Annotated in this window: 25 protein-coding genes; 9 read left to right on the top strand and 16 right to left on the bottom strand. The window is 69.0% G+C overall.

Annotated elements, in window-relative coordinates; all coding sequences use genetic code 11:
- Nucleotide 1: 1 nt before the first annotated feature.
- The 3 genes from WMF27_RS31380 (at nt 2) to WMF27_RS31370 (ending at nt 3,996) form a co-directional block, all read left to right on the top strand.
- Entirely contained in the window at nt 2–1,174 is a 1,173-nt protein-coding gene (locus WMF27_RS31380; RefSeq protein ID WP_437765192.1) for a cytochrome P450, read from the top strand.
- Between the two features lie 215 nt (nt 1,175–1,389).
- Nucleotides 1,390–2,640, top strand: coding sequence for a hypothetical protein (locus WMF27_RS31375; RefSeq protein ID WP_437765193.1), 1,251 nt, complete (start codon nt 1,390–1,392; stop codon nt 2,638–2,640).
- Between the two features lie 372 nt (nt 2,641–3,012).
- On the top strand, nt 3,013–3,996 hold the full coding sequence (locus WMF27_RS31370; protein ID WP_437765194.1) for an STAS domain-containing protein: 984 nt from the start codon (nt 3,013–3,015) through the stop codon (nt 3,994–3,996).
- 129 nt (nt 3,997–4,125) lie between these two features.
- Here WMF27_RS31370 and WMF27_RS31365 read toward each other — a convergent pair whose 3' ends face one another.
- From WMF27_RS31365 to WMF27_RS31320, 10 genes are all read right to left on the bottom strand, one after another.
- Nucleotides 4,126–5,178 carry a peptidase dimerization domain-containing protein gene (locus tag WMF27_RS31365; protein ID WP_437765195.1) on the bottom strand — a complete coding sequence of 351 codons (1,053 nt, stop codon included), beginning with the start codon at nt 5,176–5,178 and terminating at the stop codon, nt 4,126–4,128.
- Nucleotides 5,179–5,267: 89 nt separating this feature from the next.
- On the bottom strand, nt 5,268–5,657 hold the full coding sequence (locus tag WMF27_RS31360) for a hypothetical protein (protein WP_437765196.1): 390 nt from the start codon (nt 5,655–5,657) through the stop codon (nt 5,268–5,270).
- A 346-nt stretch (nt 5,658–6,003) separates the two neighbouring features.
- Nucleotides 6,004–6,648 carry a hypothetical protein gene (locus WMF27_RS31355; protein ID WP_437765197.1) on the bottom strand — a complete coding sequence of 215 codons (645 nt, stop codon included), beginning with the start codon at nt 6,646–6,648 and terminating at the stop codon, nt 6,004–6,006.
- Between the two features lie 3 nt (nt 6,649–6,651).
- Nucleotides 6,652–7,134, bottom strand: coding sequence for a hypothetical protein (locus tag WMF27_RS31350; protein WP_437765198.1), 483 nt, complete (start codon nt 7,132–7,134; stop codon nt 6,652–6,654).
- A 47-nt stretch (nt 7,135–7,181) separates the two neighbouring features.
- Entirely contained in the window at nt 7,182–9,599 is a 2,418-nt protein-coding gene (locus tag WMF27_RS31345) for an ATP-binding cassette domain-containing protein (protein WP_437765199.1), read from the bottom strand.
- Nucleotides 9,600–9,607: 8 nt separating this feature from the next.
- Nucleotides 9,608–10,027, bottom strand: a complete 420-nt coding sequence (locus WMF27_RS31340) for a DoxX family protein (protein WP_437765200.1) — start codon at nt 10,025–10,027, stop codon at nt 9,608–9,610.
- On the bottom strand, nt 10,024–10,464 hold the full coding sequence (locus WMF27_RS31335) for an SRPBCC family protein (protein ID WP_437765201.1): 441 nt from the start codon (nt 10,462–10,464) through the stop codon (nt 10,024–10,026). The genes WMF27_RS31340 and WMF27_RS31335 overlap by 4 nt, the downstream gene beginning before the upstream one ends.
- Nucleotides 10,461–10,790 (bottom strand): ArsR/SmtB family transcription factor, encoded by a 330-nt coding sequence (locus tag WMF27_RS31330; protein ID WP_437765202.1) that lies wholly within the window; start codon nt 10,788–10,790, stop codon nt 10,461–10,463. The genes WMF27_RS31335 and WMF27_RS31330 overlap by 4 nt, the downstream gene beginning before the upstream one ends.
- Before the next feature lie 166 nt (nt 10,791–10,956).
- Nucleotides 10,957–11,358, bottom strand: a complete 402-nt coding sequence (locus WMF27_RS31325) for a VOC family protein (protein ID WP_437765203.1) — start codon at nt 11,356–11,358, stop codon at nt 10,957–10,959.
- 288 nt (nt 11,359–11,646) lie between these two features.
- Nucleotides 11,647–11,808, bottom strand: a complete 162-nt coding sequence (locus WMF27_RS31320) for a hypothetical protein (RefSeq protein WP_437765204.1) — start codon at nt 11,806–11,808, stop codon at nt 11,647–11,649.
- Nucleotides 11,809–12,089: 281 nt separating this feature from the next.
- Between WMF27_RS31320 and WMF27_RS31315 the strand changes: the two genes are divergently transcribed.
- On the top strand, nt 12,090–12,494 hold the full coding sequence (locus WMF27_RS31315; RefSeq protein ID WP_437765205.1) for a RidA family protein: 405 nt from the start codon (nt 12,090–12,092) through the stop codon (nt 12,492–12,494).
- A gap of 456 nt (nt 12,495–12,950) precedes the next feature.
- On the opposite strand, the gene WMF27_RS31310 is transcribed toward WMF27_RS31315, so the two are convergent.
- Both WMF27_RS31310 and WMF27_RS31305 read right to left on the bottom strand, forming a co-directional pair.
- The gene (locus WMF27_RS31310) at nt 12,951–13,766 is read right to left on the bottom strand and encodes an SDR family NAD(P)-dependent oxidoreductase (protein WP_437765206.1); all 816 of its coding nucleotides are present in this window, start codon (nt 13,764–13,766) and stop codon (nt 12,951–12,953) included.
- A 1-nt stretch (nt 13,767) separates the two neighbouring features.
- Nucleotides 13,768–14,421 carry an NAD(P)-dependent oxidoreductase gene (locus WMF27_RS31305; RefSeq protein WP_437765207.1) on the bottom strand — a complete coding sequence of 218 codons (654 nt, stop codon included), beginning with the start codon at nt 14,419–14,421 and terminating at the stop codon, nt 13,768–13,770.
- A 254-nt stretch (nt 14,422–14,675) separates the two neighbouring features.
- On the opposite strand from WMF27_RS31305, the gene WMF27_RS31300 reads away from it, so the two are divergent.
- From WMF27_RS31300 to WMF27_RS31290, 3 genes are all read left to right on the top strand, one after another.
- Nucleotides 14,676–15,650 carry a GlxA family transcriptional regulator gene (locus WMF27_RS31300; RefSeq protein ID WP_437765208.1) on the top strand — a complete coding sequence of 325 codons (975 nt, stop codon included), beginning with the start codon at nt 14,676–14,678 and terminating at the stop codon, nt 15,648–15,650.
- Nucleotides 15,651–16,210: 560 nt separating this feature from the next.
- On the top strand, nt 16,211–16,813 hold the full coding sequence (locus WMF27_RS31295; protein WP_437765209.1) for a TetR/AcrR family transcriptional regulator: 603 nt from the start codon (nt 16,211–16,213) through the stop codon (nt 16,811–16,813).
- A gap of 29 nt (nt 16,814–16,842) precedes the next feature.
- Nucleotides 16,843–17,256 (top strand): SRPBCC family protein, encoded by a 414-nt coding sequence (locus WMF27_RS31290; RefSeq protein WP_437765210.1) that lies wholly within the window; start codon nt 16,843–16,845, stop codon nt 17,254–17,256.
- On the opposite strand, the gene WMF27_RS31285 is transcribed toward WMF27_RS31290, so the two are convergent.
- The 4 genes from WMF27_RS31285 to WMF27_RS31270 all read right to left on the bottom strand — a co-directional run bounded on the left by WMF27_RS31285 (nt 17,228) and on the right by WMF27_RS31270 (nt 21,556).
- Nucleotides 17,228–17,836 carry a nuclear transport factor 2 family protein gene (locus WMF27_RS31285; protein WP_437765211.1) on the bottom strand — a complete coding sequence of 203 codons (609 nt, stop codon included), beginning with the start codon at nt 17,834–17,836 and terminating at the stop codon, nt 17,228–17,230. The two genes, WMF27_RS31290 and WMF27_RS31285, sit on opposite strands and share 29 nt — an antisense overlap.
- A gap of 144 nt (nt 17,837–17,980) precedes the next feature.
- Nucleotides 17,981–19,036, bottom strand: coding sequence for an STAS domain-containing protein (locus WMF27_RS31280; RefSeq protein WP_437765212.1), 1,056 nt, complete (start codon nt 19,034–19,036; stop codon nt 17,981–17,983).
- A gap of 548 nt (nt 19,037–19,584) precedes the next feature.
- Nucleotides 19,585–20,364 carry a hypothetical protein gene (locus tag WMF27_RS31275; RefSeq protein ID WP_437765213.1) on the bottom strand — a complete coding sequence of 260 codons (780 nt, stop codon included), beginning with the start codon at nt 20,362–20,364 and terminating at the stop codon, nt 19,585–19,587.
- Nucleotides 20,365–20,464: 100 nt separating this feature from the next.
- A complete protein-coding gene (locus WMF27_RS31270; protein WP_437943216.1) occupies nt 20,465–21,556 on the bottom strand; it encodes a sigma-70 family RNA polymerase sigma factor in 1,092 nt (363 codons plus the stop codon).
- 229 nt (nt 21,557–21,785) lie between these two features.
- Between WMF27_RS31270 and WMF27_RS31265 the strand changes: the two genes are divergently transcribed.
- Nucleotides 21,786–22,865 carry a hypothetical protein gene (locus tag WMF27_RS31265; protein WP_437765215.1) on the top strand — a complete coding sequence of 360 codons (1,080 nt, stop codon included), beginning with the start codon at nt 21,786–21,788 and terminating at the stop codon, nt 22,863–22,865.
- Complete coding sequence (locus WMF27_RS31260) at nt 22,859–24,520, top strand: hypothetical protein (RefSeq protein WP_437765216.1); 1,662 nt, start codon at nt 22,859–22,861, stop codon at nt 24,518–24,520. Before WMF27_RS31265 ends, WMF27_RS31260 begins: the two co-directional genes overlap by 7 nt.
- Nucleotides 24,521–25,029: the final 509 nt, after the last annotated feature.

Here is a 25,029-nt window from a genome sequence, read left to right as displayed (position 1 = left end):
CATGAGCGAGCGCGTGGACATCATGACACCCGCCTTCCGGGCGGATCCTTATACGCCGTACGCGGCGATGCGCCGCGAGGCGCCGGTCTGCCAGGTGGATCCCGGCGGGATGTGGGCTGTGAGCCGGTACGCCGATGTCGCGACGGTCCTGCGGAGCCCGGAGCGGTTCTCGTCCCAGGGGTTCCGGGCCGCCTGGCAGCCCGCGTGGGTGGGGCACAACCCGCTCGCGAGCTCGATCCTGGCCATGGATGGCCCCGATCACGCGCGGCTCCGCGGCCTGGTGAGCCGGGCGTTCGGGGCGCCGGCGATCGCGCGCATCGAGCAGCGGGCCCGGGATCTGTGCGAGCGGCTCGCGGGCCGCCTCGACGGCGAGGTCGACTTCATCGCCGCGGCCGCGGCGCCGCTGCCGGCGTTCGTGATCAGCGAGCTGCTCGGCCTGGATCACGCGCTCGAGCCGCGCTTCAAGCGGTGGATGGACGACCTCCTCTCCGTGACGCCCGAGCCGGCGAGCGCCGAGCACGCCGCCCGCGTCCGCGCCACGATCGCGGAGCTCGACCGGTACATGGCCGACGTCATCGCGGCCCGCAGGCGCTCGCCCTCCGACGACCTCGTGAGCGAGCTCGCCCGCGCCGGCGAGCTCCTTGGGGACCGCGAGATCATCGATCTGCTCGTCAGCATCCTCGGCGGCGGCCTCGAGACCACGACCCATTTCCTCGGCAGCTCGATGCTCCTGCTCGCGGAGCGCCCCGCGGAGCTCGAGCGGCTGCGCGCCTCGCCGCAGCTCATCCCGAGGTTCATCGAGGAGATGATGCGTTATGACGGCCCGACCCAGTCCGTCCCCCGGCTCACGACGTCGGACGTCGCGCTGGCCGGCGTGACGATCCCCGCGGGCTCGCTCGTGCTGGCGCTGGTCGGCTCGGCGAACCGCGACGAGCTGCGCTTCACGGATCCCGATCGGTTCGATCCGCACCGCGGGCAGCCGAGCCTGACGTTCGGGCACGGCGCGCACTTCTGTCTTGGCGCGGCGCTGGCCCGGATGGAGGCGAAGGTCGCGCTCGAGGTCCTGGTCCCGAGGATCGGCGAGGTGACCCGCGCGCCCGGCGAGATCCCCTACAACCGCACGCTCACCGTGCGTGGCCCCGTGTCGCTGCCGCTCCGCTTCAGGCCGGCCTGAGGACGCGGATCGCTGCCATTCGACCTCGCCGTGGGCGGCCGAATGCGGGCGTCGTCCACGGTCCCTAATTTTTCGAGAAAATTCACAGGGAGTCGGGGAGTCGGGGAGAGAAATCCGATCAATCTCCCTGTCTCCCCGACCCCCTGTTCAATTCCCGCTAAAATGCCAACGAAATGAGGGGATTTGTCGAGTCCTGTTCTGCACAATGGCTGTCCATGCGACATCGAGCGTTCCTCCCGCTGGTCCTCGCTCTGCCGGCGTGCGGCCCTGCGGCCGCGCCCTCGCCTGCCGCGGGCGCCGCGCCCGCCGTGGCCAAGGCGGCCCCCGCGGCGCCGTCTCCGTCGGCGCCCGCCGCGGGCGTCGCGCCTGCGCCTGCCGCGAGCGCCGCGCCGGCGCCGCAGAGCGCCTGCGCGCTGGAGCGCGGCTTCCACGGCACGATCGGGCCGAAGCTCGAGGTCTTCGCGCGGATCGCGCGCGACGGAGGGACCGTGCGGGGCCGTTACTTCTATGCCCACGTCGGCGTCGACATCCCGCTGGCCGGGACGGTCACCGACGCGGGCGACATCGCGCTTGTCGAGGGCAACCCGGCGCGCCCGACGGGTCAGTTCGCGGGCACCTGCCGGGCGGACGGCCACCTCGTCGGGACGTGGACGAGCCCGCGGGGCGCCTCGCTGCCGTTCGACCTCGCCTCGGTGGGCGCCCGCGATGTGCTGCTCGTGGCCACGAAGAAGAGGGCGCGCCGCTTCCCGCCGCAGCCGAACCCCGATGGCCCGTCCGAGGGGATCGGGATCCCCTTCGAGCCTGGCGAGGCGTGCAGCGAGGAGCTCGCGTGGCCCGAGATCTTCGGCGCCGCGACGGCGAAGAGCGAGGCGGCCCTCAACCGCGCGCTCGAGAGCGGCGCGTGGGTGTTCGGGCAGGGGGACGAGGCCAGTCTGCGCGCGTGCACGACGGGCGAGCGAATGGCCGCCTCGCGCACCTTCGAGATCTCCCTCAACGAGAAGGGCCTGCTCGCGGTCCGCTCCCACGATGCGATGCGGTACGAGGGCGGCACGCACCCCTGGGACCCTGGGCCCGAGCGCTGGCAGGTGCTCGACGCGCGCACCGGCGCGCCCGTGACCCAGCTGCTCGACCGGTCCGCCGCGTCGAAGAAGGCGCTACGGCCCTTGCTGGAGCGCTGCCTCGCGCCGCTGGCCGGCGGCGACGCGACCGTGCTCGAGCTGCTGCGGGAGCGCGTGAGCCTCGACAACCCGGATCTGCTCCTCCTGCCGACGCCCGCCGGGCTGAAGCTCGCCGCGACCGGATATCCGCCGCCGCTGCGGGTGCTCGAGGGCGACGGCCCCATCCTGACGTGGGCGGCGCTCGCCGGCGCGGGCGCGGTCGACCCGATGAGCCCTCTCGCTCGCCTTTGGGAGAGCCGCAGCGCGGCCGCGGCGGCGGACCCGTGCGCGAAGCAGGGGTCGCCCTGAGCCGGACCCGATCGGGCCTGTGAACCCGACCCAGGTTGAGCCGACAACCGACAATCCGACCCGGGTTGAGGCGATCATCGGCAATCCCATGGTGAGACGAGCCCGGGGACCTGGCCGGACCTCACCGAGCTGGACAGTCGGATCCGCCGCGCCATCGTGATCAGCGATGCAAGTGAGCGCCTCATCCTTCTGACGTCCGCCGGGTTGAAGCTCGCCGCGACAGGAGATACAACGCTGTGCGCCCCCTGGCGGCGCAGGCCGTCGTAGTATCGTCAATACGCCTGTACCGCGCTCGTTGGAAGCGACCCAGCTCACGCCAAGGTCGTCTTTCCCGGGGAGGATGCTCGTCACGAGCATGCGGATCGAAAGAACATGGAACAGAAGACAACTCCGACGAACACCGAGCTCGAGCGTGAGATCGATACGCTGCGCCGACGCGTCGTCGAGCTGGAGGCCCCCGCGCGCCGTTACAAGGCCCTGCTCGACGGGGGCATCGTGAGCATGATGATCTACGATGGCGAAAGCCGCGTGCTCGAGGTGAATCGTCGTTGGGAGCAGCTCTGGAGCTTGCGCATCGGGGATCTCGCCGGGTGGCGGTTGCTGAAGGACGAGCAGGTATCCGCCAATGGGTCGATGCCCCTCGTCGAGCAGGCGTTCTGGCGGGGTGAGGCCACGGCGTTGCCCACCATTCGCTACGATCCGGTCCAGGCAGACACGCTCCAGAAGGGAGTGGCCCGCTGGGTGGCCTCCTCGCTCCATCCCATCAGCGACGGTGCGGGCAACGTGCGCGAGGTGCTGCAGATCCACGTGGACGTCGGCGAGCTCAAGCGGTCCGAGGACGAGCTGCGGGTCCAGACGGCGCAGCTCGAGGCCGCGGTCGCCGAGCGGACCCAGCGGCTCGCGGAGCAGCTCCGCGTGAGCGAGGAGCAGCAGCGCGCCATCACCGAGCTGTCCACGCCCGTGCTCAGGCTCTGGGACGGCATCCTCGCGCTGCCGCTCATCGGCCAGATCGACGCCAAGCGCGCCGCCCGCATCCTCGAGGTGCTGCTGCAGGCGATCGTGGACACGCAGGCGGAGCATGTGATCATCGACGTCACCGGCGTGCCTTTCGTGGACGCGGAAGGGGCACGTCACCTCAGCGACACGGTGCGCGCTTCCTCGTTGCTCGGGGCGCAGTGCGTCATCGCGGGCGTCTCGCCGGCGATGGCGAGATTGCTGATCGACTGCGATCTCGGCTTCGACGGCGTCCCCATCGTCGCGAGTCTCCAGGACGGGCTCCGGCGCTTGTTGCCCGGCCGCGACGGCGATCGCGCCATGAGCGCTGCTGGCCAGCGCTGCCCTCGGCCCGTCGAATGACGGGCCAGGCGCGTCTTTCGGAGGGCAGCCCGCCGGGCGATGCTGGGCCGCATGCGCCCGGCCATCGTCCTGGAGATTGCCCCTCTCGCGGCGCTCGCCGGGGTCGACGACACCGATGCAACGAACGTGTCACGTCATCTTGGCGAACCACCGATCGAGGATGGTTTGCGCCCGCGCGAGCTCCGAGAGCTCCGTCACCTCGTTGAGAGCGTGCATCGTCCGCTCCGCGCCCGGTCCGAAATTCGCCGCCGGGATCCCGAGCGTCGTGAAGCTTGCCACTTCCGACCAGGTTTGCCGGGCCTCGACGCCTTGAACGCCGCTCTGTTCGAGAGCTGCGATGAGCGCGTGGTTCCGGTTCGGCGGCGCCGGACGGGAGAGCTCCTCGAACCGGACGGCCCCCACGCGGTCCACGAGCGCCATCAGCCGCTCTTGCGAGGTATGGGAGCTCGTGCTGGGGCCGTACGTGTGGTGCACGTTCACTTCCAGGTGGTCTGGCACGACGCTGCCGGCGCGGCCCCCGTGCGCCGAGGTGGCGTTCATCATCTCGTACCAGGTGAGGCCGTCGACGACGTCGGGTACGGGCTCGAACGCGGCCAGTTGAGAGAGCACGCGCGCGAACTTGTGAATCGCGTTCACGCCGGCACCGGGCAGCCCGCTGTGCCCCGTGCGGCCTGCAAACGCCAGCGTCGCGTGCGTGGAGCCTCCCGAGCCGAGCTGAAGCTTGTTGTCCGTGGGCTTGAGCACCAGGGCGAAGTCGGCCCCTCGTAGCTCGGCGTCCTGCTTCATGACCACCCTGAGCTCGCTCGCGTCGAAGCCGCACGCCCCGCGAGCGTGAAACACGAGGGTGAGCTCGGCGTGCACCTGGGGCCGGCGCTCGGCCAGATCGAGCATCAGGCAGAGGCCGCTCTTCTCGGCGGCGCCAGCGCCGAGCACGCGGTTGTTCTCCGTCCGCGCTTCGCCTCGCTGCCCCGGGGTCGCCACGTCGAGCTGCCCGACGAGCAGAATCTTGGGGCCTCCCGACCCGCGCGTCAGCGGTGCGACCAGGGAGTCCCCGTAGCGGCGCGGCGGTGAAGCCAAGGGGAGCGCCGCGAGCCGTTGAGTCAGCTCGTCGGCCAGGTTGCGTTCCTCACCCGTCGGCGAGGGGATCCTGCACAGCCACAGCAAATTCTCGAGTAGCTCCACGTCGACCTCCGATCAGACCCAACGTTGCGCGCTGGCTCCCCCTCAGTCGTACCGGAATTTTCGGTACCAGGACACCAGCCAGAAGGCGACTATCGAAGGAGCGCCTCGCACAGCGCCGGGGAGAAGGTCTTCCGGGCGAATGGGCGGACGACAAGGATCTCCCCCACATGCGCCGGATCGAAGCGGGCGTCGCGCTCCAGGAGCCTGCCGTCGTTCCACCACGCCGGCCGCTCCAGGGGCACGACCCTCGCTTGCCGGTCCTCCTCCGTCTTTGCGAGGGAGCGGTCCATGATGCGGACGCTCTCCGTCATCTGGAGCGCGTTGCGGCCCACGGCGAGCACGCCGACGGGCGGGTAACCGCGACGCGGGCGCCGATAGATGACAGCGACGGCGGCTTCCTCCTCGAGCGAGATCCCGCGGGATGGGATCTCGGCCCGGATCCGGCGCTCGTCAGCGTGAAGGCGGATCACGTGCGGCACGCAGGATCTTTAATCCGGTTGAGCTGCGCAGGCGAGCAAATCCACGCCATCGCCGCTCCGCCGCTCCGTCATGGCCATGCCGCCCACATAGGCACCCCGATGCCATCGTGCGGAGCCCGCGCGTGGATGGGCGCATGGGGGACGTCCTGCGAAGCACGGGTAAATACCCTGGATGCTCAAACGGATGCTTTGCTCGCCTCGCGGCAGGGTGCGCGTCGCACGCCAGTCATAAGACGCCTGGCGGGGGGGCGCATGCGCTCTCGGCGCGGTCAGCCTGATGAGAGCCGTCCTCGCGTCCAGCCCTGCACGGTGCTTCTTCCTCCGGGAGCTTGCGCGGAGGCGCTGGCTAGCTCGCGGGGCGCACTGGCGCAGCAAGATCGAAGTCACCGTATACCCAGATCCCGGCGGCGTCGTAGAGCTTCGTCAATGCTGGTTTGGAAACGCCGTTCTTCCCCCACGGCTGGAGATCCCCGTCGAGCTCGCAGAACGAGAGATCTGTTGCCCCAGCGGCCTTCAGCCTCTCGGCCCGCACCAGCACCGCAGCCAAGATCGCTTGGTCGAACGGCTTGACGAACTCGAGCTCGCCGCCGCTCAGCTCGATCGCGCGCTCCAGCATGGCGTCGTCGAGCGCGAACACATCGAGCCCTGGGTGCTTGCGCAGCGACGCGAGCGTCGTGTCGAGCTGCTTGAGCTCCTCTTTCACTCTGCTCTCGAACATGCTGAGCACCCGTAACGCAGTGGCATCGTCGTCGATTGAGATTTTTCCGTTCGCCTTGCCCCAGCGCAGAAACTGGCGAATGGCATCTGCTTCATGCCGAGGCTTGAGCTCCTGGATTGGACGACGTGCCTCGTTCAGGCAAATGGACGGAAGATAAAGCTTGAGCTCTCCCGCGGCAGCACGGTCGAGAAGATCAACCGCTGCTTTTTTCTTGTGATGCGCAGGCGCAGCATAGTCCACGACCCAATTGGTCTCGACGAAGACGTGCCGCATCGTTCAGGTCCCGGTGCGCCTCAGGCTCGCACGCGGCCCAGCCGCACGCACCTCTCCTTGCTCCAGAGCGGGCACCACGTGATCCTCGACGGCCTCACGCAAGTCTGGCGCTAAGGCGGCCAGATTGGATGGATTCTTGAGCCCTTCCAGCCAGCGCTGGACTTCGTCCTCGAATTGAACCCCGCGCAGTCCTGGCTCTTCAATCGCGCGAATCGTCGACGCAACGCCGGCTTCGAAGATGCCCGCCGTCGAGAACGCCCCGACCAGCTCCACCGATCCTTCCTCGTAGCTCGCAAACGTATCGCGGTAGATGCGCACTGCGTCCGGCGTAACGAGCATCCCGGTAGCGTAGCCATGGCGCACCATGTACGCCTTGAGCTGTTGTTCCGACGCCTGGAGATCGTGGATCGACAGCTTCACCTCGACGACGAGCGAGCGGCTCGTTCCGTCGCGGGAGGTGACCAGAATGTCCGGAGCGAACGACATGCACGCATTGTAGCATGTCGCGCGCCCACGGAAAAACGCCGGCTCGCTCAGCGAGATCGCGCAGCTCGGGCTGCCTTCGGCTGGCCTCCGACGAACGCCGCCAGGTGCTCGCCGGTCAGCGTCGACTTCGCCGCCACCAGGTCGGCCGGGGTGCCTTCGAACACGATCCGCCCGCCGTCGTGGCCCGCGCCTGGCCCGATATCGATGATCCAGTCGGCGTGCGCCATCACCGCCTGGTGGTGCTCGATCACGATGACCGACTTGCCGGAGTCGACCAGCCGGTCCAGCAGCCCGAGCAGCTGCTCGAGGTCGGCCAGGTGCAGCCCGGTTGTCGGCTCGTCGAGCACGTAGACGCCGCCGTCGGCGCCCATGTGTGTCGCGAGCTTGAGCCGCTGCCGTTCGCCACCCGACAGCGTGGTGAGCGGCTGGCCGAGCCGCAGGTAGCCGAGCCCCACGTCGGCCATGCGCTGCAGGATCGCGTGCGCGGCCGGCGTATGCGCCTTGCCAGCGCCGAAGAAGCCGACCGCATCTTTGACCGGCAGATCGAGCACCTCGGCGATGTTGAGCCCGCCGAGCCGGTAATTCAGCACCGACGCCTGGAACCGCCGGCCCTCGCAGTCCTCGCAGACCGTGGTGACGCCGGCCATCATCGCGAGATCGGTGTAGATCACCCCGGCGCCGTTGCAGGTCGGACAGGCACCCTCGGAGTTGGCGCTGAACAGGGCGGGCTTCACGTTGTTCGTCTTCGCGAACGCCTTGCGGATCGGCTCCAGCAGATCGGTGTATGTCGCCGGATTGCTCCTCCGGGAGCCACGGATCGGGGTCTGGTCGACCGACACCACCCCGTCCCGGCCAGACACCGAGCCGTGGATGAGTGAGCTCTTGCCCGACCCCGCCACGCCGGTCACCACCACCAGCACGCCGAGCGGGATGTCGACGTCGACGTTCTTCAGGTTGTGCGTGCGGGCGCCGCGCACCTTCATCACACCCGACGGCTTGCGCACCGACCGCTTCAGGGAGACCCTGTCGCTCAGGTGACGCCCGGTGAGCGTGCCGCTCGCCCGCAGCCCGTCGACGGTGCCCGTGAAGACCACCTCGCCGCCGGCGGTGCCGGCGCCGGGGCCCAGGTCGACGACGTGGTCGGCGATCGCGATCGTCTCCGGCTTGTGCTCGACCACGAGGACGGTATTGCCCTTGTCGCGCAGCCGCAGCAGCAGCTCGTTCATCCGCTGGATGTCGTGGGGGTGCAGCCCCACCGTCGGCTCGTCGAAGACGTAGGTGACGTCGGTGAGCGACGACCCGAGGTGGCCTATCATCTTGGTGCGCTGCGCCTCGCCGCCCGACAGCGTGCCCGACGGCCGGTCGAGGCTGAGGTAGCCCAGCCCGATCTCGACGAACGAGTCGAGCGTGTGCCGCAGCGTCGCCAGCAGCGGCTTGACGGACGGCTCGTTCAGATCGCGCACCCACCTGGCCAGGTCGTTGATCTGCATCGCGCAGGCCTCGGCGATGTTGATCCCCTTGATCTTGGAGGACCGGGCAGCCTCGCTGAGCCGCGTGCCGCCGCACTCGGGACAGGTGGAGAACTTGACCGCGCGCTCCACGAACGCCCGGATGTGCGGCTGCATCGCGTCGACGTCCTTGGACAGCATCGACTTCTGGATCTTCGGGATCAGCCCTTCGTAGGTCAGGTTGATGCCGTCGACCTTGATCTTGGTCGGCTCCTTGTGGAGCAGGTCGTGGAGCTCCTTCTTCGTGAACTTGCGGATCGGCTTGTTCGGGTCGAAGAAGCCGCAGCCGCCGAAGATGCGCCCGTACCAACCATCCATCGAGTAACCGGGGATGGTGAGCGCACCCTCGTTGAGCGACTTGCTGTCATCGTAGAGCTGGGAGAGGTCGAAGTCGGAGACCGATCCCATGCCCTCGCATTTCGGGCACATGCCTCCGTTGACCACGAACTCGCGCTTCTCGGTCTTCTTCCCGCCGGCCTTCTCGATCGAGATCGCCCCGACCCCGCGGACCGACGGGACGTTGAAGGAGAAGGCGTTGGACGAGCCGATGTGCGGCTTGCCGAGGCGGCTCCACAGCACCCGCAGCATCGCGTTGGCGTCGGTCGCGGTGCCGACCGTCGAGCGGGAGTTCGCGCCCATCCGCTCCTGGTCCACGATGATCGCGGTCGTCAGCCCTTCCAGCACGTCGACCTCGGGCCGGGCCAGCGTCGGCATGAACCCCTGCACGAACGCGCTGTACGTCTCGTTGATCAGCCGCTGCGACTCCGCAGCGATGGTGCCGAACACCAGCGACGATTTGCCCGAGCCCGAGACGCCGGTGAACACGGTCAGCCGCCGCTTGGGGATCTCGACGCTGACGTCCTTGAGGTTGTTTTCACGGGCGCCCTGGACGCGGATCCAATCGTGGCTGTCTGCGGCGTGCTGCCTGTCTGCGGCTTGCTGCTTGGAGGAGGCCATGTTCACGATCATGTCATCAACACCGACGGCGTGTGAAGAGGCTCCGGCAACCTGCGCGAGTCCGGCCGCAGCGCCCACGACGTCACCGCCAGCGCGAGGACCACGAGCGGCGCGAGGATGTGGCCAGCGTTGCTCGTGGAGTCGCTGGCGCCGACGGCGGCCCAGGCGAAGGCGGCGCCGGTGAGGTCGAAGGCGAGGCCCGCATACGCCCACTCCTTCAAGCGCGGGAATCTCGGCGCCAGCAGCGCGAGCGCGCCGAGGATCTTCCAGATGCCGAGGAGCGTGACGAAGTGCAGCGGGTAGCCGAGGCGCACGAAGCCGTCGACGCTCGCTGGGGCGTGGAGGACGTGGGCCACGCCGCCCGAGACCATGGACGACGCGACAAGGCCTGTGGTCACCCAGTAGGCCACGAGCCTCGCCCGGCTCATGAGATCCTCTCGAGCAGGTCGACGAGCTTCCCGCCCATCATCTTCCAGCCGTAGCGCGCGCCGCCGAAGTTCTGCTTCTGGTCAGGCTTGAAGCCCGATTGCACGAGGGACAGGCGCGTGCCCGACGCCGTGGGCGTGAGCGTGAAGGTCACGACGGTCTCCAGGAAGGGGACGCTCCACGTGTAGCTGAGCTTCCGATGCGCTTCGATCTCGACGAACCGGCAATTCACGGTGCCGTCCCAGCCGGGGTACGGCTGCGTCTTGAGCGTGAACGCCGCCCCCGGCTCGAGCTGGAGGCCGATGGTGGGCAGGAGCCACTCCGCGAGCAGCGCCGGTTCGGTGAGCGCGCGCCACACCTTCTCCGGCGCATGCTTCAAATCGAACTCGAACGAAATGGATTCGGTTTGCGATTCTGCGGTCGTGTCGGTGGGGTTCATTCGTCCATTTTCTCCAGCAGTTGTTCGAGGCGATCGACGCGCTCCATCCAGAAGGCGCGGTAGTGCGTGATCCAGTCGACGAGCGGTTTCAGCCCGCGCGGCTCCACCCGGTAGTAGACGCAGCGCCCCTCGCGCCGGCCGCTCACGAGGCCGGCGTCCTTCAACGTGGCGAGGTGCTGCGAGATCGCCGGCTGCGAGATGTCGAAGCGCGCCGTGAGGTCCTTCACGGCCGCTTCGCCACGCGTGAGCGACTCGAAGATCGCCCGGCGGCTGGGGTCCGCCAGCGCCTGGAAGATCCTGTCTTCGATCACGGCCGCGCTCTGCATCCACGACGTATAAGCCGCGGCTTATTGATTGTCAAGCGCGCGGATCGGGCTGCCTGGGCGTGTCGGAGCAGCGAGGCATGGTTCTGCGAAGCAGCCCGCTCTCTTGGTACGTGAAGGGGCGCGCGAACGCGGGGAGTGTCTTCTCTTCCGCCGAGAGCCGTGCGGCTTACTGCCCGGCCGTTGGATCCATCCACACCACCTCCCAGTGGTGCCCGTCGAGGTCCTCGAAGCTCCGGCTGTACATGAACCCGTGGTCCTCCGGCGGCCCCGCCTCCTTGCCGCCGCCGGCGAGCGCCTTCGCCACCATCGCGTCCACCTCGGCGCGGCTCGCGCACGAGAGCCCGAAGGCCCCCTCCACGTGCGTCGCGGTGTCGCAGATCTCCTTCTTGGTGAGCGTCTTGAAGAACGGCTCGACGAGCAGCATCGCGTAGGCGTGCTCGCCGATGAGCATGCAGGCGGCCTGGTCGCCCGTGACCTTCGGGTTGAACGTGAGGCCGAGGGCCTTGAAGAACGCCACGGTGCGATCGAGGTTCTTGATGGGCAGGCTGACGAAGAGCTTGTGGGACATGAAATTGTTCTCCTTCGGCTCCATGGACCCCCCGCCCGCGGAGAAATCATCGGTCGCTCGAAAAAAATCTTCGCGCCCTGCTCCGGCAGCTCCGGGGGCGCGGCCTTGCGCCGCTCGCCGAGCTGCGCCTCGTGCAGCCCCTCGCGGCGAAGGAGCTCGCCGAGCTCCCGCCCGGAGAGCGTGGCCGCCTCCGTCACCGCGCGCAGCTCCTGCTGCCCACGAGACCATCGGGCGGCTGCTCGCTGCAGCACGGACAAGGAGGTCGAGCGCTCCGGCGCGTGAGCGGCCTTACGTCTTGCCGCTCGGCCGCGGGGATGCCGTGGGCTCGGCCTTCTTCGGATCGAGCACCACGGCGACGCCCATCCCGAACCCGTGACCGCCCCGGAAGAGCGGCATGCCTCCCACTTCAGCCGTGGCGCGCTGCTGCTCCGTGAGACGGTTGGAGGTCATCAAGGCGAGAGTCTCGGGCCGCAGGATACGCACGCCATCCACGGCGCCTGCTCCCAGGAAAATGCGCGAGCTCGTCACCGCCAGGATCCTGGAGGGCGACAAGCCCTGGTATGCGGAGCGCCTGCCTCTGGTCGAGGCTCGCCTCCGCGCTCGGCTCGGCCAGCTTTCCGTTCGCCTGGGCGACGCCGGCCGGCTCGATGGTGCCTTCAGCGCACCTTCACAGCCAGCAACGCGCACGGACCTTGACATCCTCGAATTGTGTTGCTTTCCCTTCCCCCTCAATGCGCTTGGTCAAGATCAACCCGCCCGACGTCCACCAAACTCCCGGTTATCACCACGTTACAATCGTCGAGGCCGGTCGGCTGGCCTTCCTCGCCGGCCAGTGCCCACTCGACCTCGACGGCAACGTGGTCGGCGCGGGCGACTACCTCGCGCAGGCCGACCAGGTGGCAGCGAACGCGCTGGCCGTCCTGAACGCGGCCGGGGCGCAGCCCGCCGACGTGGTGCGCTCGGTGATTTACGTGGTCAGCGACGACGACCAGGTGCTGGGCGCGGTGTGGCAGCGACTGAACGACTCGGCGCTCGGCCCGGCCTTCGGTGCGGCCAGCACCCTGCTCGGGGTCGCTTCGCTCGGCTTCACCGGTCAGCTGGTCGAGCTGGACCTGACCGCCGCGCTCCCCGGTTGATCCAGCGGCGGCCGGCATCGACGGCCCCACTTGAGGCCCGCAGCCTGGAGCTCCCCGCCGACGTGCGGGAGCGCATCCACGACCTCCGACCTCAGGCGCTCGGGCTGAGCGGCAAACCACACCACGACGTGCGTATCGAGAAGCCACTTCAAGGCCCGTCTCCCTCGAATGCTCGCCGAACGTCGTCAGGAAGAGGGGTGTCGAAGTCGTCTTTGAGCTGGATTTGACCACGCAAGCCACCTGCAACCGGGGCGACGGATGCCTGCGGCTGCGCCTCGCCGAGCGCGATGATCTCGACGCGCTGACCGCGGAGCGGCGAAAGGGCTGGCAGAGCACGAACGACCGTGTCCGGTCCGTCCCGAGTTTCAGGCGCCGCCGCGGATGGTCAGATGATGGTCAAGAGCAATGCGCGTCACGTGCGCGGGCCGGCGTGGCAGGCGCCAGTTGCGTCGGTATCTACCGGCTAGCCAGGCGCTCGGCGAGCGTCCATAGCTCGATCCCCAGGGTGCAGTCGTTCAGCAGGGGAGAGCCCGCCGCGGGCTGGTTGCTCACGAAGTACTTGCCGTGGATGTCACGCTCGGTCATCGCCAGATGCACGAGGCGCTGCGCGCCCTGGGCCGGCGTGTCGAGGAACGGCGCGGCGAGGACCTTCAGGGCGGCGCCAGCGGCGCCCAGGTAGCGGCCGAAGTCGGAGGTGATGATGCCGGGGTGGAAGTCCGCGACCACCACCTGCGGGTGTCGCCGGCCGAATTCGCGCAGGAGGATCCCCGACGCCAGCTTGGCGCGCGCGTAGACATTGTGATGCCCCAGTCCCGCCGTGCTGGTTGAAATGCGGGCGAGGGTGTCGGAGGACAGCGTAGCCCCGGTGTGGGAGCGCGAGGACGTGGCGATGACCCTGCCGCCCGTCAAGCGTGGCGCGAGCAGGCGCATCAGCAGCCACGGGCCGAGGGTGTTTACCTGGAAGATGGGCTCGATACCCGAGCTGGTGGGTTGCCTATCGGCGGGGATCCCGCCGGCGTTGGCGGCGAGCACGTCGATGCGCGGCAACGTGCTGAGGAGGTCGTGGGCGAGGCGCCGCACCTCGTCGAGGCGGGTGAAATCGACCGAGTGGCCGCGCACGCCGAGCTCGGCGCAGAGGGCCGCGGTCTTCTGCGGCGAGCGCCCGACGGGGACGACGCTTGCGCCCCGGCGCCGCAGCTCTCGGGCCGCCGCCGCGCCGATGCCCGAGCTGGCGCCCGTGATCACGACGATCTTGCCATCGAGAGAGCTCATCTCAGGTCCCTCGTCGAGAGGCGCCGCTGAGGACCACCCGGCGGCCAGCGAAGGCGTCGTCTTGCGCGGCGGAGACCAGAAACTGGGCGACGTCGTCGCGAGCGATCGCGAGCTGGCCGGGAGCGCGGAGCTCCGCGGAGACGCTCCAGCCCGAGGAGGGCGCCGCGTCGGTCAGCCGGCCGAAATACGCCACGGTCCACGCCAGGCCCGAGCGCGCGAGGATCTCCTCGGCAGCGTCGAAGTCGCGGTAGTCGCGGCGGATCAAGATGCGAATGGCCGCGCGGACGAGGGGCGATGCGTGCGCATTGCTCTGGCCGGTGCCCCAGGCCAGCGGCATGACGATCCGCGATATGCCCTGCTCGCGCATGGCGGCGACCAGGTTGCCGGCCGCGGCCGCGACGATCGCCGGGCCGCGCTTGCCCTTGAGCCACAGCGGGTTACCCAGCGCCGAGAGCACCGCGTCGTGCCCGGCGATGGCCTCGCGAACCCGCGCTGGCTCGTCGGCGACCGCGCCGATTCGAACGGACAGCCCGGGTCGCTCGACGATCGCCCCTGGATCTCGCACGAACGCGGTGATCTCGTGGCCGCGTCGTAGCGCCTCCGCGACGACCCGCTGCCCCAGGCGTCCGTTGGCTCCGACAACGAAGATCCGCATACCTATCTCCTCGACCCGGGGCGATGCTCGCATCCATCCAGGTGAAACCTAGAGATGCCAGTGGCATCAAGCCGTCATCGCGCGGCATATGGCACAGCCGGGATATGGCACAGCCGGGGTATGGCACAGCCGGGACGGTCCCGCGAGGGGCGTTCGTGCCAATCTTCGACGACTTCTGGCCAGCCCAACGTCCCGAACCCGCGCCGGATCATAAAACCGTTGGCATGAAGTGGAACATCAAGCATCTTTCAGCCATGCACGTCGTGGCTGTGGTCGCGATGGACGGGGTCGTCCCCTTCGACCTGTCGACGCCCTGCGAGGTGTTCGGGTGTGTCCGGCTGCCCGGGGGTCGGGCCGGGTATCAAGTCCGTGTTTGCGGGGTGACGCGCGAGGTGAGCGCCCGAGCGTTCGACCTCCGGGTGCGCTGCGGCCTCGACGAGCTGACGCGAGCGGACACCATCATCCTTCCGGGCGTCGCCGACGCGAGCGTTCCGGTCCCGGAGGCGCTCTTGCACGCGGTCCGCGCCGCGGCGGCCTCGGGCGCCCGCGTCGCCTCCATGTGCACCGGGGCGTTCCTCCTCGCCGCGACCGGGCTGCTCGACGGGCGCCGCGCCACGACCCACTGGCTCGCGACGGACGAGCTCGCGCGCCGCCACCCGGCCATTCGCGTCGACCCGAAGGTGCTCTACGTGGATGAGGGGCAGTTTCTGACGTCGGCGGGCGCCGCGGCGGCGCTCGACCTCTGCCTCCACATGGTGCGGCTCGACTACGGCTCGGCCGTGGCCGCGGACACGGCGCGGCTCTCGGTGATGCCGCTCGAGCGCGACGGGGGGCAGTCGCAGTTCATCCTCCACGAGCCGCCCGCGCCGGACGGCTCGTCGCTCGAGCCGCTGCTGCGGTGGATCGAGGAGAGCCTCGACAAGCCGCTCACGCTCGAGGACATCGCGCGGCGCGCGGCCCTCAGCGTGCGCACGCTGAGCCGCCGCTTCCGCGAGCAGACCGGCACCACGCCGCTCCAATGGCTGCTCCGGGCCCGCGTGCGCCGCGCGCAGCAGCTGCTCGAAACGACGGGGCACTCGGTGGAGTCGATCGCGACGAGGGTCGGGTTCGGCTCGCCGACCGCCTTTCGCGAGCACTTCCAGCGGCTCGTGACCACGAGCCCGCAGGCGTACCGCCGCGCCTTCCGCGCCGCGCCATCGAGGCGAACGGACGCCGGGGGGCGAGCGTGAAGTCGAGCGCTCCTTGAGCGCTGGATCGGGCGAGGCGCCCCGCGCCCTCCCGGTCAGGCGCCCTTCCACCCGAGCCGCTGCAGCCGCTCTCTCGGTGACCACCGCCCCGACGAAGTTGGATCTCGAGCCAGCGGATGTCGGCCAGCGACTCTCGACCCTTTACGAGCTCCCAGCCGTTGCCGCCGCCGAGCGGCACCTCGAGGTAGATCCACTCGGTCGGCTTCCGGGGCAGGAGGTTGACCACCGGCTCGTAGCGCAGTGAGCCGGTCGCGCCGCCGAGGACGACAGAGGGGGTGGACGACGGGGTGTTCATCCGGCGCTCGGTCACGTGTCGCGTGTCGCGTGTCGCGTGTCGCGTGGGATGGCGCACGAGCTCTGTCGGGGCAAATGCGACCACCACCCGGGAAGGCGGGGCGAGCTCGGGGTGGCCGGAAGCCGCCAGCGAAGGAGCGCTCCCGATCCCCCCGGACGCACCGTCGAGCAGAAGACGAGCGGCGGGCTCCGGCGGCGCGGCGCAGGGGCGCTTGACTGGAGTTATGCTCTAGAGTATCACTCTATCAGTGAGCGCGTCCCCCACCGGTGAGACCACACGCGAGAAGGTGCTTGAGGCCGCCACGCGGGTGTTCCTTCAGCACGGCTTCGGCGCCGCCTCCATGGATCTCGTGCGGCAGGAGGCCGGGGTGAGCAACGGCAGCCTCTACCATCACTTCCCGACCAAGGCGTGGCTGGCCGACGCTCTGTATGCCCACACGCTGAGCGGCTTCCACGCGGCGTTGCTGGAGCCCATCCGCGGGCGGGCGTCCGCGCAGCGCGGGGTGAGAGGGATGATCCGGACCTATCTGGAGTGGGTCGTGAAGCACCCGGACCGCGCCCGCTTGCTCCACGAGCTGCGGCGCAGCGGGGAGCTGACCGGTGGCCCCGGCCAGTGGGAAGAGGCGAACGCGGAGGGCTTCGCGGAGCTCCGGCGGTGGGTGGAGCGGAGGACCGAGGCCGGGGAAATGCGGGCCATGCCGTTTCCGGTCTGGATGGCGCTGGTCTTCTCGCCGGCGCTGTCGCTCACCCCGCGCTGGGTGAAGCAACCGCGACCGGCCGTCGCTCCCGGGGTCCGTGCGGCGCTGGAGCACGGCGCGTGGATGGCGGTGGCGCCTGAGAGGCGCACTTAGCCATCGATGAAGGCGGCAAGGAGGTGCGCATGTACGTCGTGAATGTCCACCGGAGGCTCTTGCGTGCTTCCCCCGAGCGTGTCGGCGCGCTCATCGATTCACTGGCATCGCTGGAGGACGCGCTGTGGCCGCGCCACGCGTGGCCGCGGATGGAGCTCGACCGGCCGCTCGGCGTGGGCGCGGCGGGCGGCCACGGGCCGATCCGTTATTTCGTGGCGGATCACGCGGAGGGCCGGCGCGTTCGATTCCGGTTCACCGGGCCCCAGGGCTTCGACGGCTGGCACGGCTTCGATGTGCTGGCCGTCGCGCCTGAGCATTGCGTGCTGGAGCATCGGCTGGAGATGCGCGCCGGCGGCGCGTCGATGGGCATGAAAGCCCGTGTCTGGGACGTGCGTTCGGGGCTGCGCCCCTCGCTCAGGGAGCCGGCGCCTCCAGGGGCATGAAGGCCTGGGTGCGGAACGTGCGCTTGCTGAGCTTCCAGCCGGAGGGCGTCCTGACCGCGTCGTTCTCGTAGGTGCCGTGCGCCACCTGGACGCCGCCCAGCGGGTCGGTGATGTGCGTCGCGATCAGGTACGAGGTGATCTTCGCCTGGTTGCCGCCGGGGAGGATGTCGATACGGATGTTGCTGATGAGGTGCTGCGTGCTGACATAACCGGAGTCGGCGAAGAGCACGTCGATGAAGTCGGCCCAGGCCTCGGCGCTGGGCACCGAGACGACGGGCGGATCGCCCGGATCGGCGCCGGCCTCCCAGATCAGGACCGGGGCGTTCGGCGTGAAGCACTCCGAATAGATCTGCTTGCCCTTCACCAGATCGCCGCGGCCGATCGCGTCGGTCCCGGCCGCGTAGCAGTACTCGAGCTGCTCGATCTCGTGCAGCGCCTGGAGCTCCGGCAGGCCGCCAGGGGGCGTGCCCTCCGCCGGTCGCGCGAGCATCACGGTGACGGCGCCCGCCAGCGCGAGCGTGGAGACAACCGGAAAGACACGACGCAGAAAGCTGCTGAAACGACCGCTGTACGCGCTCATGGAAACCGCCTCCTTCGTTGGCGCCCCCCGTGTCGTCAAGGACCAAAGAGATACTATAAATACACGAGCGAGCCCCGTCAAGCGCGGCTACTGGGCCTCGCGGCTCATTGTTTCATCGTTTCATCGTTTCATTGTTTCATCGTTTCATTGTTTCATCGTTCGGATGCAGTGCTCGAGGCCCTGACGCAGCGTCGCGCGCGTCTCGAGCGACGTGAGGTCCACGCCGAGCCCGACGATGGTCTGGGCGATCGCGGGGTTGATCCCTGTGATGATCACGTCGGCCCCGAGGAGCTTGACGGCCCTGGAGAGCTTCAGGACGTGGTCCGCCGTCGCGGTGTCCATCACCTCGATCCCGGTGAGATCGAGGATGATGTGGCGCGCCTGCGTCCGGACGACCTCGCGGAGGACGCCTTCCATCACGTCGGCGGCCCGCACGCTGTCGAACGTGCCCACCAGAGGCAGCGTGAGCACGCGGTCCCACACCTGGATGATCGGCGTCGACAGCGAGCGGATGACCTGCTGCTGCCTCTCGATGAGATCGAGCTTCGCGCGGAGCTCGTGCTCGGTGCGCTTCGCCGCCGTGACGTCGAGGGTGATGCCCGCGACGTGGGTGACCTCGCCCCGCTCGTTCTGGATCGGCAGATACCAGGCTTCCCAGTGGACGCCGTGGACCTCGTTCATGAAATAAGACATCTTGCCCGCGAGCGCCTTGCGCAGCTCCACCGTGCCCTCCGGGGGGTAGATGTCGAACAGGTTGAGGCCCAAGAACTGCCCCGGCTTGAGCCCGGCCGACGCGAGCCCCTTGCCGTCGTGGAGCACGAAGACGCCTCGCTCGTCGATCGCCCACAGGCAGACAGGGAGGTTGTCGTTGATCGCCTTGAGGAGCTTGAGCTGAATCTCGTGCTTGAGCCGCTCCTCGGCGTCGCGGAGCGTCCCATAAACCTCTTCCCTCTCGGGCACCCACCGCGCCGTGCACTGGAAATGCTTGAACGAGCCGTCCGCCGTCTTCAGCCTCAGATCGAGGACCATGGGCTCCGCCGCGGCGCGGAGGCGCCTCCACGCCTCGTCGAACGAGCCCCTGTCGTCGGGGTGCACCAGCGCGGCGAGCCCCGCTCGCTGGGCCGCGTCGTGGAGCTCGGCGCTCATCGCTCGCGTGAGGGCGCGGCTCACGCGGAGCAGCGCGCCGCTCTCTCGCGCCATGAACACCATATCCGCACAGTGCAGGAGAAAGTCGTCGATCGTGCTACTCGAGCTGTCGGGCTGAGTCATGTCCAGGCTGGCAGGTTACATCGCTTGAGCCTTCGGTGTCGAGATGTGGAGCGCCTCGCTTCGCGATCGCCTCCTCCCGAGTTCGCCCCCTGCGCGGCGGCCGCGATCCACGTCGAGCGCCCGGCGAAGCGCCGCGTTCCACCGCGTCGTCGACGAGGGACGCGGGAGAGGGCTTGTCGTCGAGCGACCGTCATCGCAAGGGCGAGGAGGAGAACGGGAGCAGGTGTGACACGCGAGGGGACAACGTCGGAGGCCACGTCCGGAGGAGCGGGGCAGGGGCGCGGGCGCCGGCCCCGGCGCGCGCTCGTGCGGCGGTCGTCGCGCGAGCCGGCCGCCCCTTGCAAGCTGGGCACTCGAGGACATCGACCGCAAATGTGCGGCGCAAGAGCTCGGGCCACGGTCGATTGCCGCCACGCTTGCGTTTCGGAGCGGCGCCGCGCGAGGCGGGCCGTCGCTGCCTCAGCTACAGCTCATACGGTTCAGTGGCAGCCGGGCGACCAGTTGTGGAATCCCCGCGTGCTGCAGGGGCCCGCCGTGGTGGACTGCCACGAATCATTGTAGATCGCGTCCCGCTGGAGCTCGGCGTCGTCATTGCAGTTGTGCTGGTTTTTGCCGCTGTCCCAGCCGTATTCCGTCGAGCAACCGCCGCTCACCTGGCTCGTCGAGCCCGAGGGTTCGGAGTAGAAATAGCGCGTGTGCGTGCCGTCGTCGGTCCGGAACCCGCTCATCGTGCAGTGCGTGTTCATGGAGGACGCGCCGGCGCAGGCGCCGTGATTGCAGCTGGCCGCGGTGAAGACGACGTTGGTCGACGACGACCAGCCGCGGAGCAGGACCGCGGTGTGGTCGCCGAGGCCGAGCGCGACACCCTTGTTCCGGATCTGGTAATCCCAGTTCACGACCGCGCTCCCGCCGAACTCGAGCCCCTGCGGAGCGAGGGCGCCCCCGCCGATCACCGGCGCTTCGTTCGCGGGGATCTCGGCGCCCGGCTTCTCGGAGAGGCCGTCGACGCCGAGGCCGATCTCGATGCCCGCGAGCCGCAGCTCTGCGAGGCCCTCAGCTCGCGCTCGCTCCGGTTGTTGTCCAGTGGCAGCCGGCCGTCGTCGATAGTGCAAAAAGACGTGATCGTGGTCGGCGATGGCGACCGAGAAGTGCCCCCGGCGGCACGCCCCTGGATTCTGCACCAGCACGCCTGTTGCATCGGTGGCGCTCACGGCCGCGTGCGCGATCGCCTCCTGCCGCATCGCCGCGATCACCCTCACGGCGGACTTGTGGCTATCTGGGCGCGAAATGCATTGCCTTCGAGACGCGCTGCCGCCGTCCTCGGCGGCCTTCTGAGCGCGGGGCGCTCCGGCCGCCGATTCAGCGAAGTTGCAGCAGCAGCGCCTCGCGCTCCCGGGCCAGCTGACCCCGAGGGAACTCCATGGCGTGCATGTCGAGCAGGCGTCGGGCCTCGACGTCAGCCCTGGCGTTGTAGGCTTCGATGGCCTTGCGCGCCTGGAGGATCAGGTCCTTCTCGCGCTCGCTCGCGACCGTGCGTACGGCGCGTACGGGCGGCGAGGAACGCGAAGCTGTTGCGGCCCGCGAAACGGGCATGCCGTTCATCGCGGCCGGTGGTTGCCCGCCGGGCCGTGCGACCTCCTGCACTAGGGGCTCAATCGTGGGAGCCGCTGGATGCACGTCCGGCTGACTGACGGGCGGCGCGGGGTCCTGCTCCAGGGGCGTGGCCGCGCCGACGTGGACCGCTGCCGGCCGTACCCGCGGGGTCGTACTGACCGAGCTTGACGAGCGTGGAGCTGTCGCGACGACGGCGCCTGCCAGCACGACGAGCGCCGCCTGCGCGAAGACCGTCGCCCCGACCTTCTGCAGGTGCAGCGCGGTCGTCCACCACGAGCGACGGAACAGGCCGAACGCCACCGGAACGCAGGGCTCCTTGTCCCAGCCCCGGAATTCTTGCTGCGCCATCCAGCGCCGCTTCGCCTCGTCCAGCTGCTCGCGTGCCCTGCGGAGCTGGCTCCTCACGGTGTCCAGCTTGAGCCCCAGCTTGGCGGCGATCTCGGCGAGCGACTTCTCCTCGATCTCGTGCTCGACCAAGAGGTCGCGGTACTTGGGGTCGACCTGCTCGATCAGGTCGCGCATGGTTGCTTCCCGCTCCTGCCTCCGGAGCAAGGCTTCCGGGCTCGGTTGGTCCCCGTGAAAGTCGTGCTCGTCGAACGGGGTGAGGACCTCACCCCGACGGCTCGCATCCCGCAGGTGACTGCGGGCGAGGTTCAAGGCGATGGTGACGGAGTACGGCGCTGGATCCACGCCCGGCTCGAGCCGCCCTCTCGCCTCCCAGTCCCGCAGGAGCGCTTCCTGCGCGAGGTCCTCGGCGTGTCGCGCGGGGACACCGACCCGTCTGATGAGGCGGCGGAAGCGCTCGAAGTGGGGGGGAGTTCGTGCTGGCTTGCCCACAGCTGGTAGCACCCCTGAGCTGGCCGGAAGGGTTCAAGAAAGAGCAGGGTGGGTCAACTTTGGTAGGATAATGTGCGCTTCGTGATCTGCGTACCTGGGCGGCTCCACTGCTCGGAGGGGTCGACGGGCGCCTTTACGTCGTCGGGCCGATCTTTGCCTGGCAAAACGTCCACTCCATGCGAATTTGTCGCGGTTGACGCCGCGCGCCGGGCGTAAGTACCTTCCGCGCATGCGTGACGTTGCGCCTTCGTTGTTGTTCTGCCTGATGCTTGGCGCCGCTGGTGTCTACACGAGCCCTGCCAGCGCCGAGGACATCTATTCGACGCTGGAGCGAAGTGGCAGCTCGACGGTGAAGGACCATGTTCGCCGTGCGCAGATAGCCCGTGACGCAGGTCGGTGGACCCAGGCACACGCGGCCTACAACGCGGCGCTCGATGCGACAGACCCGGCGTCGAACACGGAGAAGGAGCGCGCCGAGATCGCCGGAGAGCTCGGCCTGTGTGAGCTCGAGCTGCGCAAGTACCGTGATGCTGCCGAGCATCTCGCCTGGAGTCTCGAGCAGCGCAACGTCCTGCCCCTTGAACTACAGCTGCGGTTCGAGGCCGGGCAGCGCAAGGCTGCGCCGCATGTCGCGACCCTCTACCTGTCTGTCGACCCGCCCGATGCCGAGGTGCTCATCGACGGCAAGCCCATCAGCGCGCCAGCGCGGACCTACCGGCTGTTCTTGGACCCCGGGCAGCACATGGTGCGGGCCCGGTTGGCGGGTCATGAGGAGGCGTTCGCCTCGTTCGACGCGCAGGCCGGGAAGTCGACGACCCTCTCGCTGCAGGTACCGCGCGCCGCAGCGCCGGGCGCTCCTTCGAAGGAAACCTCGATGCGGAGCTCAGCGCTACCGGTGCAGGCGTCGTCCTCCGTGGAGCCGTCCTCCACGGCGTCGAAGCTGCGCATCGCGGGCGCGGTCGTGGCGGGGGCAACCATGGCAGCCGGCGGCGGGTTGCTGATCTGGAGTGCCTACACAGAGGATGAGCTCCACGATCGAGCTACCGCGCTGCGTGGCGCAGACGGGGACGCGAGCCGATGTGCCCGCCCGAACGCACCGCGCGCGTGCTCGGAGCTGCGCGACCTGCAAGGGAAGCGGGATCTCCTGAAGAAAGCCGGCTGGGTGACCCTTGCGTCCGGCGGCGCGATCGGTGTGCTGACGCTCGCGTCTCTGCTCGTGGGCCAAGCCTCGCCGCCCAGCGATGGCGTGCGTGTCGTTCCGACGGTGAGCGGACAGCACGCGGGGCTGATAATAATCGGTGCATGGTGACGAACGTGGAGCTCCGGGACATGGATACCTCATCGAAAAGTCGGCGCGGGGTGGCTATCATGGTGCCCATCGCGCTCGCGTACGGAATCGCTGCCTTCTTGTGCGGGTGTTCCTCCGGTCCGGATAGGGTACCCGTCTGCGACGATGACCCCTTGGTGAGAACGCCGGAAGACGGATGCGGTATTTTCGTCAGCTCAAGCCTGGGAGACGACGCGAACCCCGGCAGCCGCGCGGAGCCGGTGAAGACCTTCTCGAAAGCCCTCGATCTTGCAGACATGGGCAGTCACCGCGTCTACGCGTGCGCGGAAACTTTCGAAGAAACGCTTTGGTTCTACGGCATAAGCATCTGGGGCGGGTTCGACTGCACGAACGGCTGGCGGCACCTCGGTGCCAGCGCGAGGACTGTCGTTGCTCCAGAGGGGCCCGTCCCGCAGGTGGTGCGGTTTGGCGGACAGGGACTTACGTTTGCCAACCTGCGGTTCCTGGCCCCCGACGGCAACGATGTGGACCACGTCCAAAAAGGCTCCATCGGGATAGCAACCCTCGAAGGGGTCCAGCTCAAGCTCATGGCGAGCGAGGTCATCACCGGGCGTGGTGGAAAGCCGGGCGGAAGCTCGATTCCGATCTACCTCCGTGATGGCAGCGAGATCGAAGTGATCGACAGCCGCATCGTCGCTGGAGACGGAGCAGACGGCGAGCCTGGAGCCGCGGCTGAGGGCGCGGCAGCATCCGACGGAACGCCAGGACGCCCGGGGGCAGACGCGTGTACGGCGGACGCCATGGCAGGGACGCCGGCCGTTACAACCGAGTGCGACGACGGGCGATCGGTCAGCGGCGAGGGCGGCCTCGGGCTCGTGGATCAGGGCTCCGGAGCTGGGAACGGGGAGCCTCTCCCAGATCCCAACCCGACCGGCGCCGGTGCCGGAGGCGTGGGCCAGCTGGGAAGTACGGCGTGCAGCGATGGGCAGCGCGGCCTCGACGGTGCCGTTGGTGCGCAGGGGCAAGGAGGGAGGCGCCCAGGCGCCGTCAGGTGGGGTGTTACTCTGGGTAAGGGACAGGACGGCAAAATCGGGCGCCCTGGCCAGGGGGGCGGTGGGGGCGGTGGCGCGAGGGGGGGTTCCATGGCTTGCGGTGCAGGCCCGATCGGGGGTGCATTCGGCGGTTCAGGCGGCTCTGGCGGTTGCGGCGGCAAGCCGGGGAAAGGTGGCTTTGCCGGGGGCGCGAGCATCGGTATCGCCACGAGGGGGTCCAAGATCAAGATCCGCGGGACGACGATCGAGACGGGACGCGGCGGCCGGGGTGGGGCGGGCGGGGCGGGGCTGCCGGGGGGTAGCGGAGCCCCCGGCGGCGATGGCGGACGAGCGGTGCCTGACACACTTCCAGGGTGCCGCGGCGGCGATGGCGGCAACGGGGGGCCCGGAGGCGGCGGAGGCGGTGGGCTCGGCGGCCATTCGGTCGGCATCGCGTATCTAGGGGCCACGGAGGTGACGCGGGAGGAGGTCGAGGCGACGTTCGCGCTCGGAACCGCGGGCAAGGGTGGACCTGGTGGCGACCCAGACGCCACCGAGAGCGCAGGTGACGATGGCGTGGTAGCCGAGTTTCTTCCCTTCGTTACCGACGATCCGAACGACCCAAACCCCGCTGCGCCAGAGTAAGTGGCATCGATACGAGGAGAGAGGATGATGAGCTCACTGTCGAGGCGCAACCGGTGGCACGAAGCGTCCGAGGAATGGCCTCGGCTGCTTGTTGTCGCCATGTCTGCGGGGATCGGGACGCTCGGGTGCAGTGCTGATCCGGGAGCGTGGGAACCTTGCGAGGAAACGCTCACGTGCACACCGGTGGTAGACTGCAATGCCGATCACGGTATTCCCAGCCGCCCAGTCGACTGCGAGGGTATCTACCTAACCGTGGATGGCCGTGACGATCGTCCGGGCACGCGAGACAAACCCGTGGCCACCTTCGCGCGTGCGTTCGATCTCGCCCGCGACCATGGAATGCGCGTCTACGTGTGTGCCGATAGCTTCAACGTAGAAGTGCGCGTGCCAGCAGGTATGGAGGTATGGGGTGGGCTCAATTGTCGCGATCCCCGTAAACATTGGCCGCTGCATCCGCTCGGCGAGCTCACCACGATCGCTCCAGGACCGAACCGGATCCCGCTCACGGT

The sequence above is a fragment of the Sorangium sp. So ce281 genome (assembly GCF_051527395.1).
GTDB classification, from domain to species: domain Bacteria; phylum Myxococcota_A; class Polyangia; order Polyangiales; family Polyangiaceae; genus Sorangium; species Sorangium cellulosum_B.
This window is presented reverse-complemented; position numbering and strand designations above follow the sequence as displayed.

Coding starts and splice junctions, on each gene's coding strand:
- WMF27_RS31380 (WP_437765192.1), top strand. CDS start 2: ATGAGCGAGCGCGTGGACATCATGACACCCGCCTTCCGGGCGGATCCT.
- WMF27_RS31375 (WP_437765193.1), top strand. CDS start 1,390: ATGCGACATCGAGCGTTCCTCCCGCTGGTCCTCGCTCTGCCGGCGTGC.
- WMF27_RS31370 (WP_437765194.1), top strand. CDS start 3,013: ATGGAACAGAAGACAACTCCGACGAACACCGAGCTCGAGCGTGAGATC.
- WMF27_RS31355 (WP_437765197.1), bottom strand. CDS start 6,648: ATGCGGCACGTCTTCGTCGAGACCAATTGGGTCGTGGACTATGCTGCG.
- WMF27_RS31350 (WP_437765198.1), bottom strand. CDS start 7,134: ATGTCGTTCGCTCCGGACATTCTGGTCACCTCCCGCGACGGAACGAGC.
- WMF27_RS31345 (WP_437765199.1), bottom strand. CDS start 9,599: ATGGCCTCCTCCAAGCAGCAAGCCGCAGACAGGCAGCACGCCGCAGAC.
- WMF27_RS31340 (WP_437765200.1), bottom strand. CDS start 10,027: ATGAGCCGGGCGAGGCTCGTGGCCTACTGGGTGACCACAGGCCTTGTC.
- WMF27_RS31335 (WP_437765201.1), bottom strand. CDS start 10,464: ATGAACCCCACCGACACGACCGCAGAATCGCAAACCGAATCCATTTCG.
- WMF27_RS31330 (WP_437765202.1), bottom strand. CDS start 10,790: ATGCAGAGCGCGGCCGTGATCGAAGACAGGATCTTCCAGGCGCTGGCG.
- WMF27_RS31325 (WP_437765203.1), bottom strand. CDS start 11,358: ATGTCCCACAAGCTCTTCGTCAGCCTGCCCATCAAGAACCTCGATCGC.
- WMF27_RS31320 (WP_437765204.1), bottom strand. CDS start 11,808: ATGACCTCCAACCGTCTCACGGAGCAGCAGCGCGCCACGGCTGAAGTG.
- WMF27_RS31315 (WP_437765205.1), top strand. CDS start 12,090: ATGCGCTTGGTCAAGATCAACCCGCCCGACGTCCACCAAACTCCCGGT.
- WMF27_RS31310 (WP_437765206.1), bottom strand. CDS start 13,766: ATGAGCTCTCTCGATGGCAAGATCGTCGTGATCACGGGCGCCAGCTCG.
- WMF27_RS31305 (WP_437765207.1), bottom strand. CDS start 14,421: ATGCGGATCTTCGTTGTCGGAGCCAACGGACGCCTGGGGCAGCGGGTC.
- WMF27_RS31300 (WP_437765208.1), top strand. CDS start 14,676: ATGCACGTCGTGGCTGTGGTCGCGATGGACGGGGTCGTCCCCTTCGAC.
- WMF27_RS31290 (WP_437765210.1), top strand. CDS start 16,843: ATGTACGTCGTGAATGTCCACCGGAGGCTCTTGCGTGCTTCCCCCGAG.
- WMF27_RS31285 (WP_437765211.1), bottom strand. CDS start 17,836: ATGAGCGCGTACAGCGGTCGTTTCAGCAGCTTTCTGCGTCGTGTCTTT.
- WMF27_RS31280 (WP_437765212.1), bottom strand. CDS start 19,036: ATGGCGCGAGAGAGCGGCGCGCTGCTCCGCGTGAGCCGCGCCCTCACG.
- WMF27_RS31265 (WP_437765215.1), top strand. CDS start 21,786: ATGCGTGACGTTGCGCCTTCGTTGTTGTTCTGCCTGATGCTTGGCGCC.
- WMF27_RS31260 (WP_437765216.1), top strand. CDS start 22,859: ATGGTGACGAACGTGGAGCTCCGGGACATGGATACCTCATCGAAAAGT.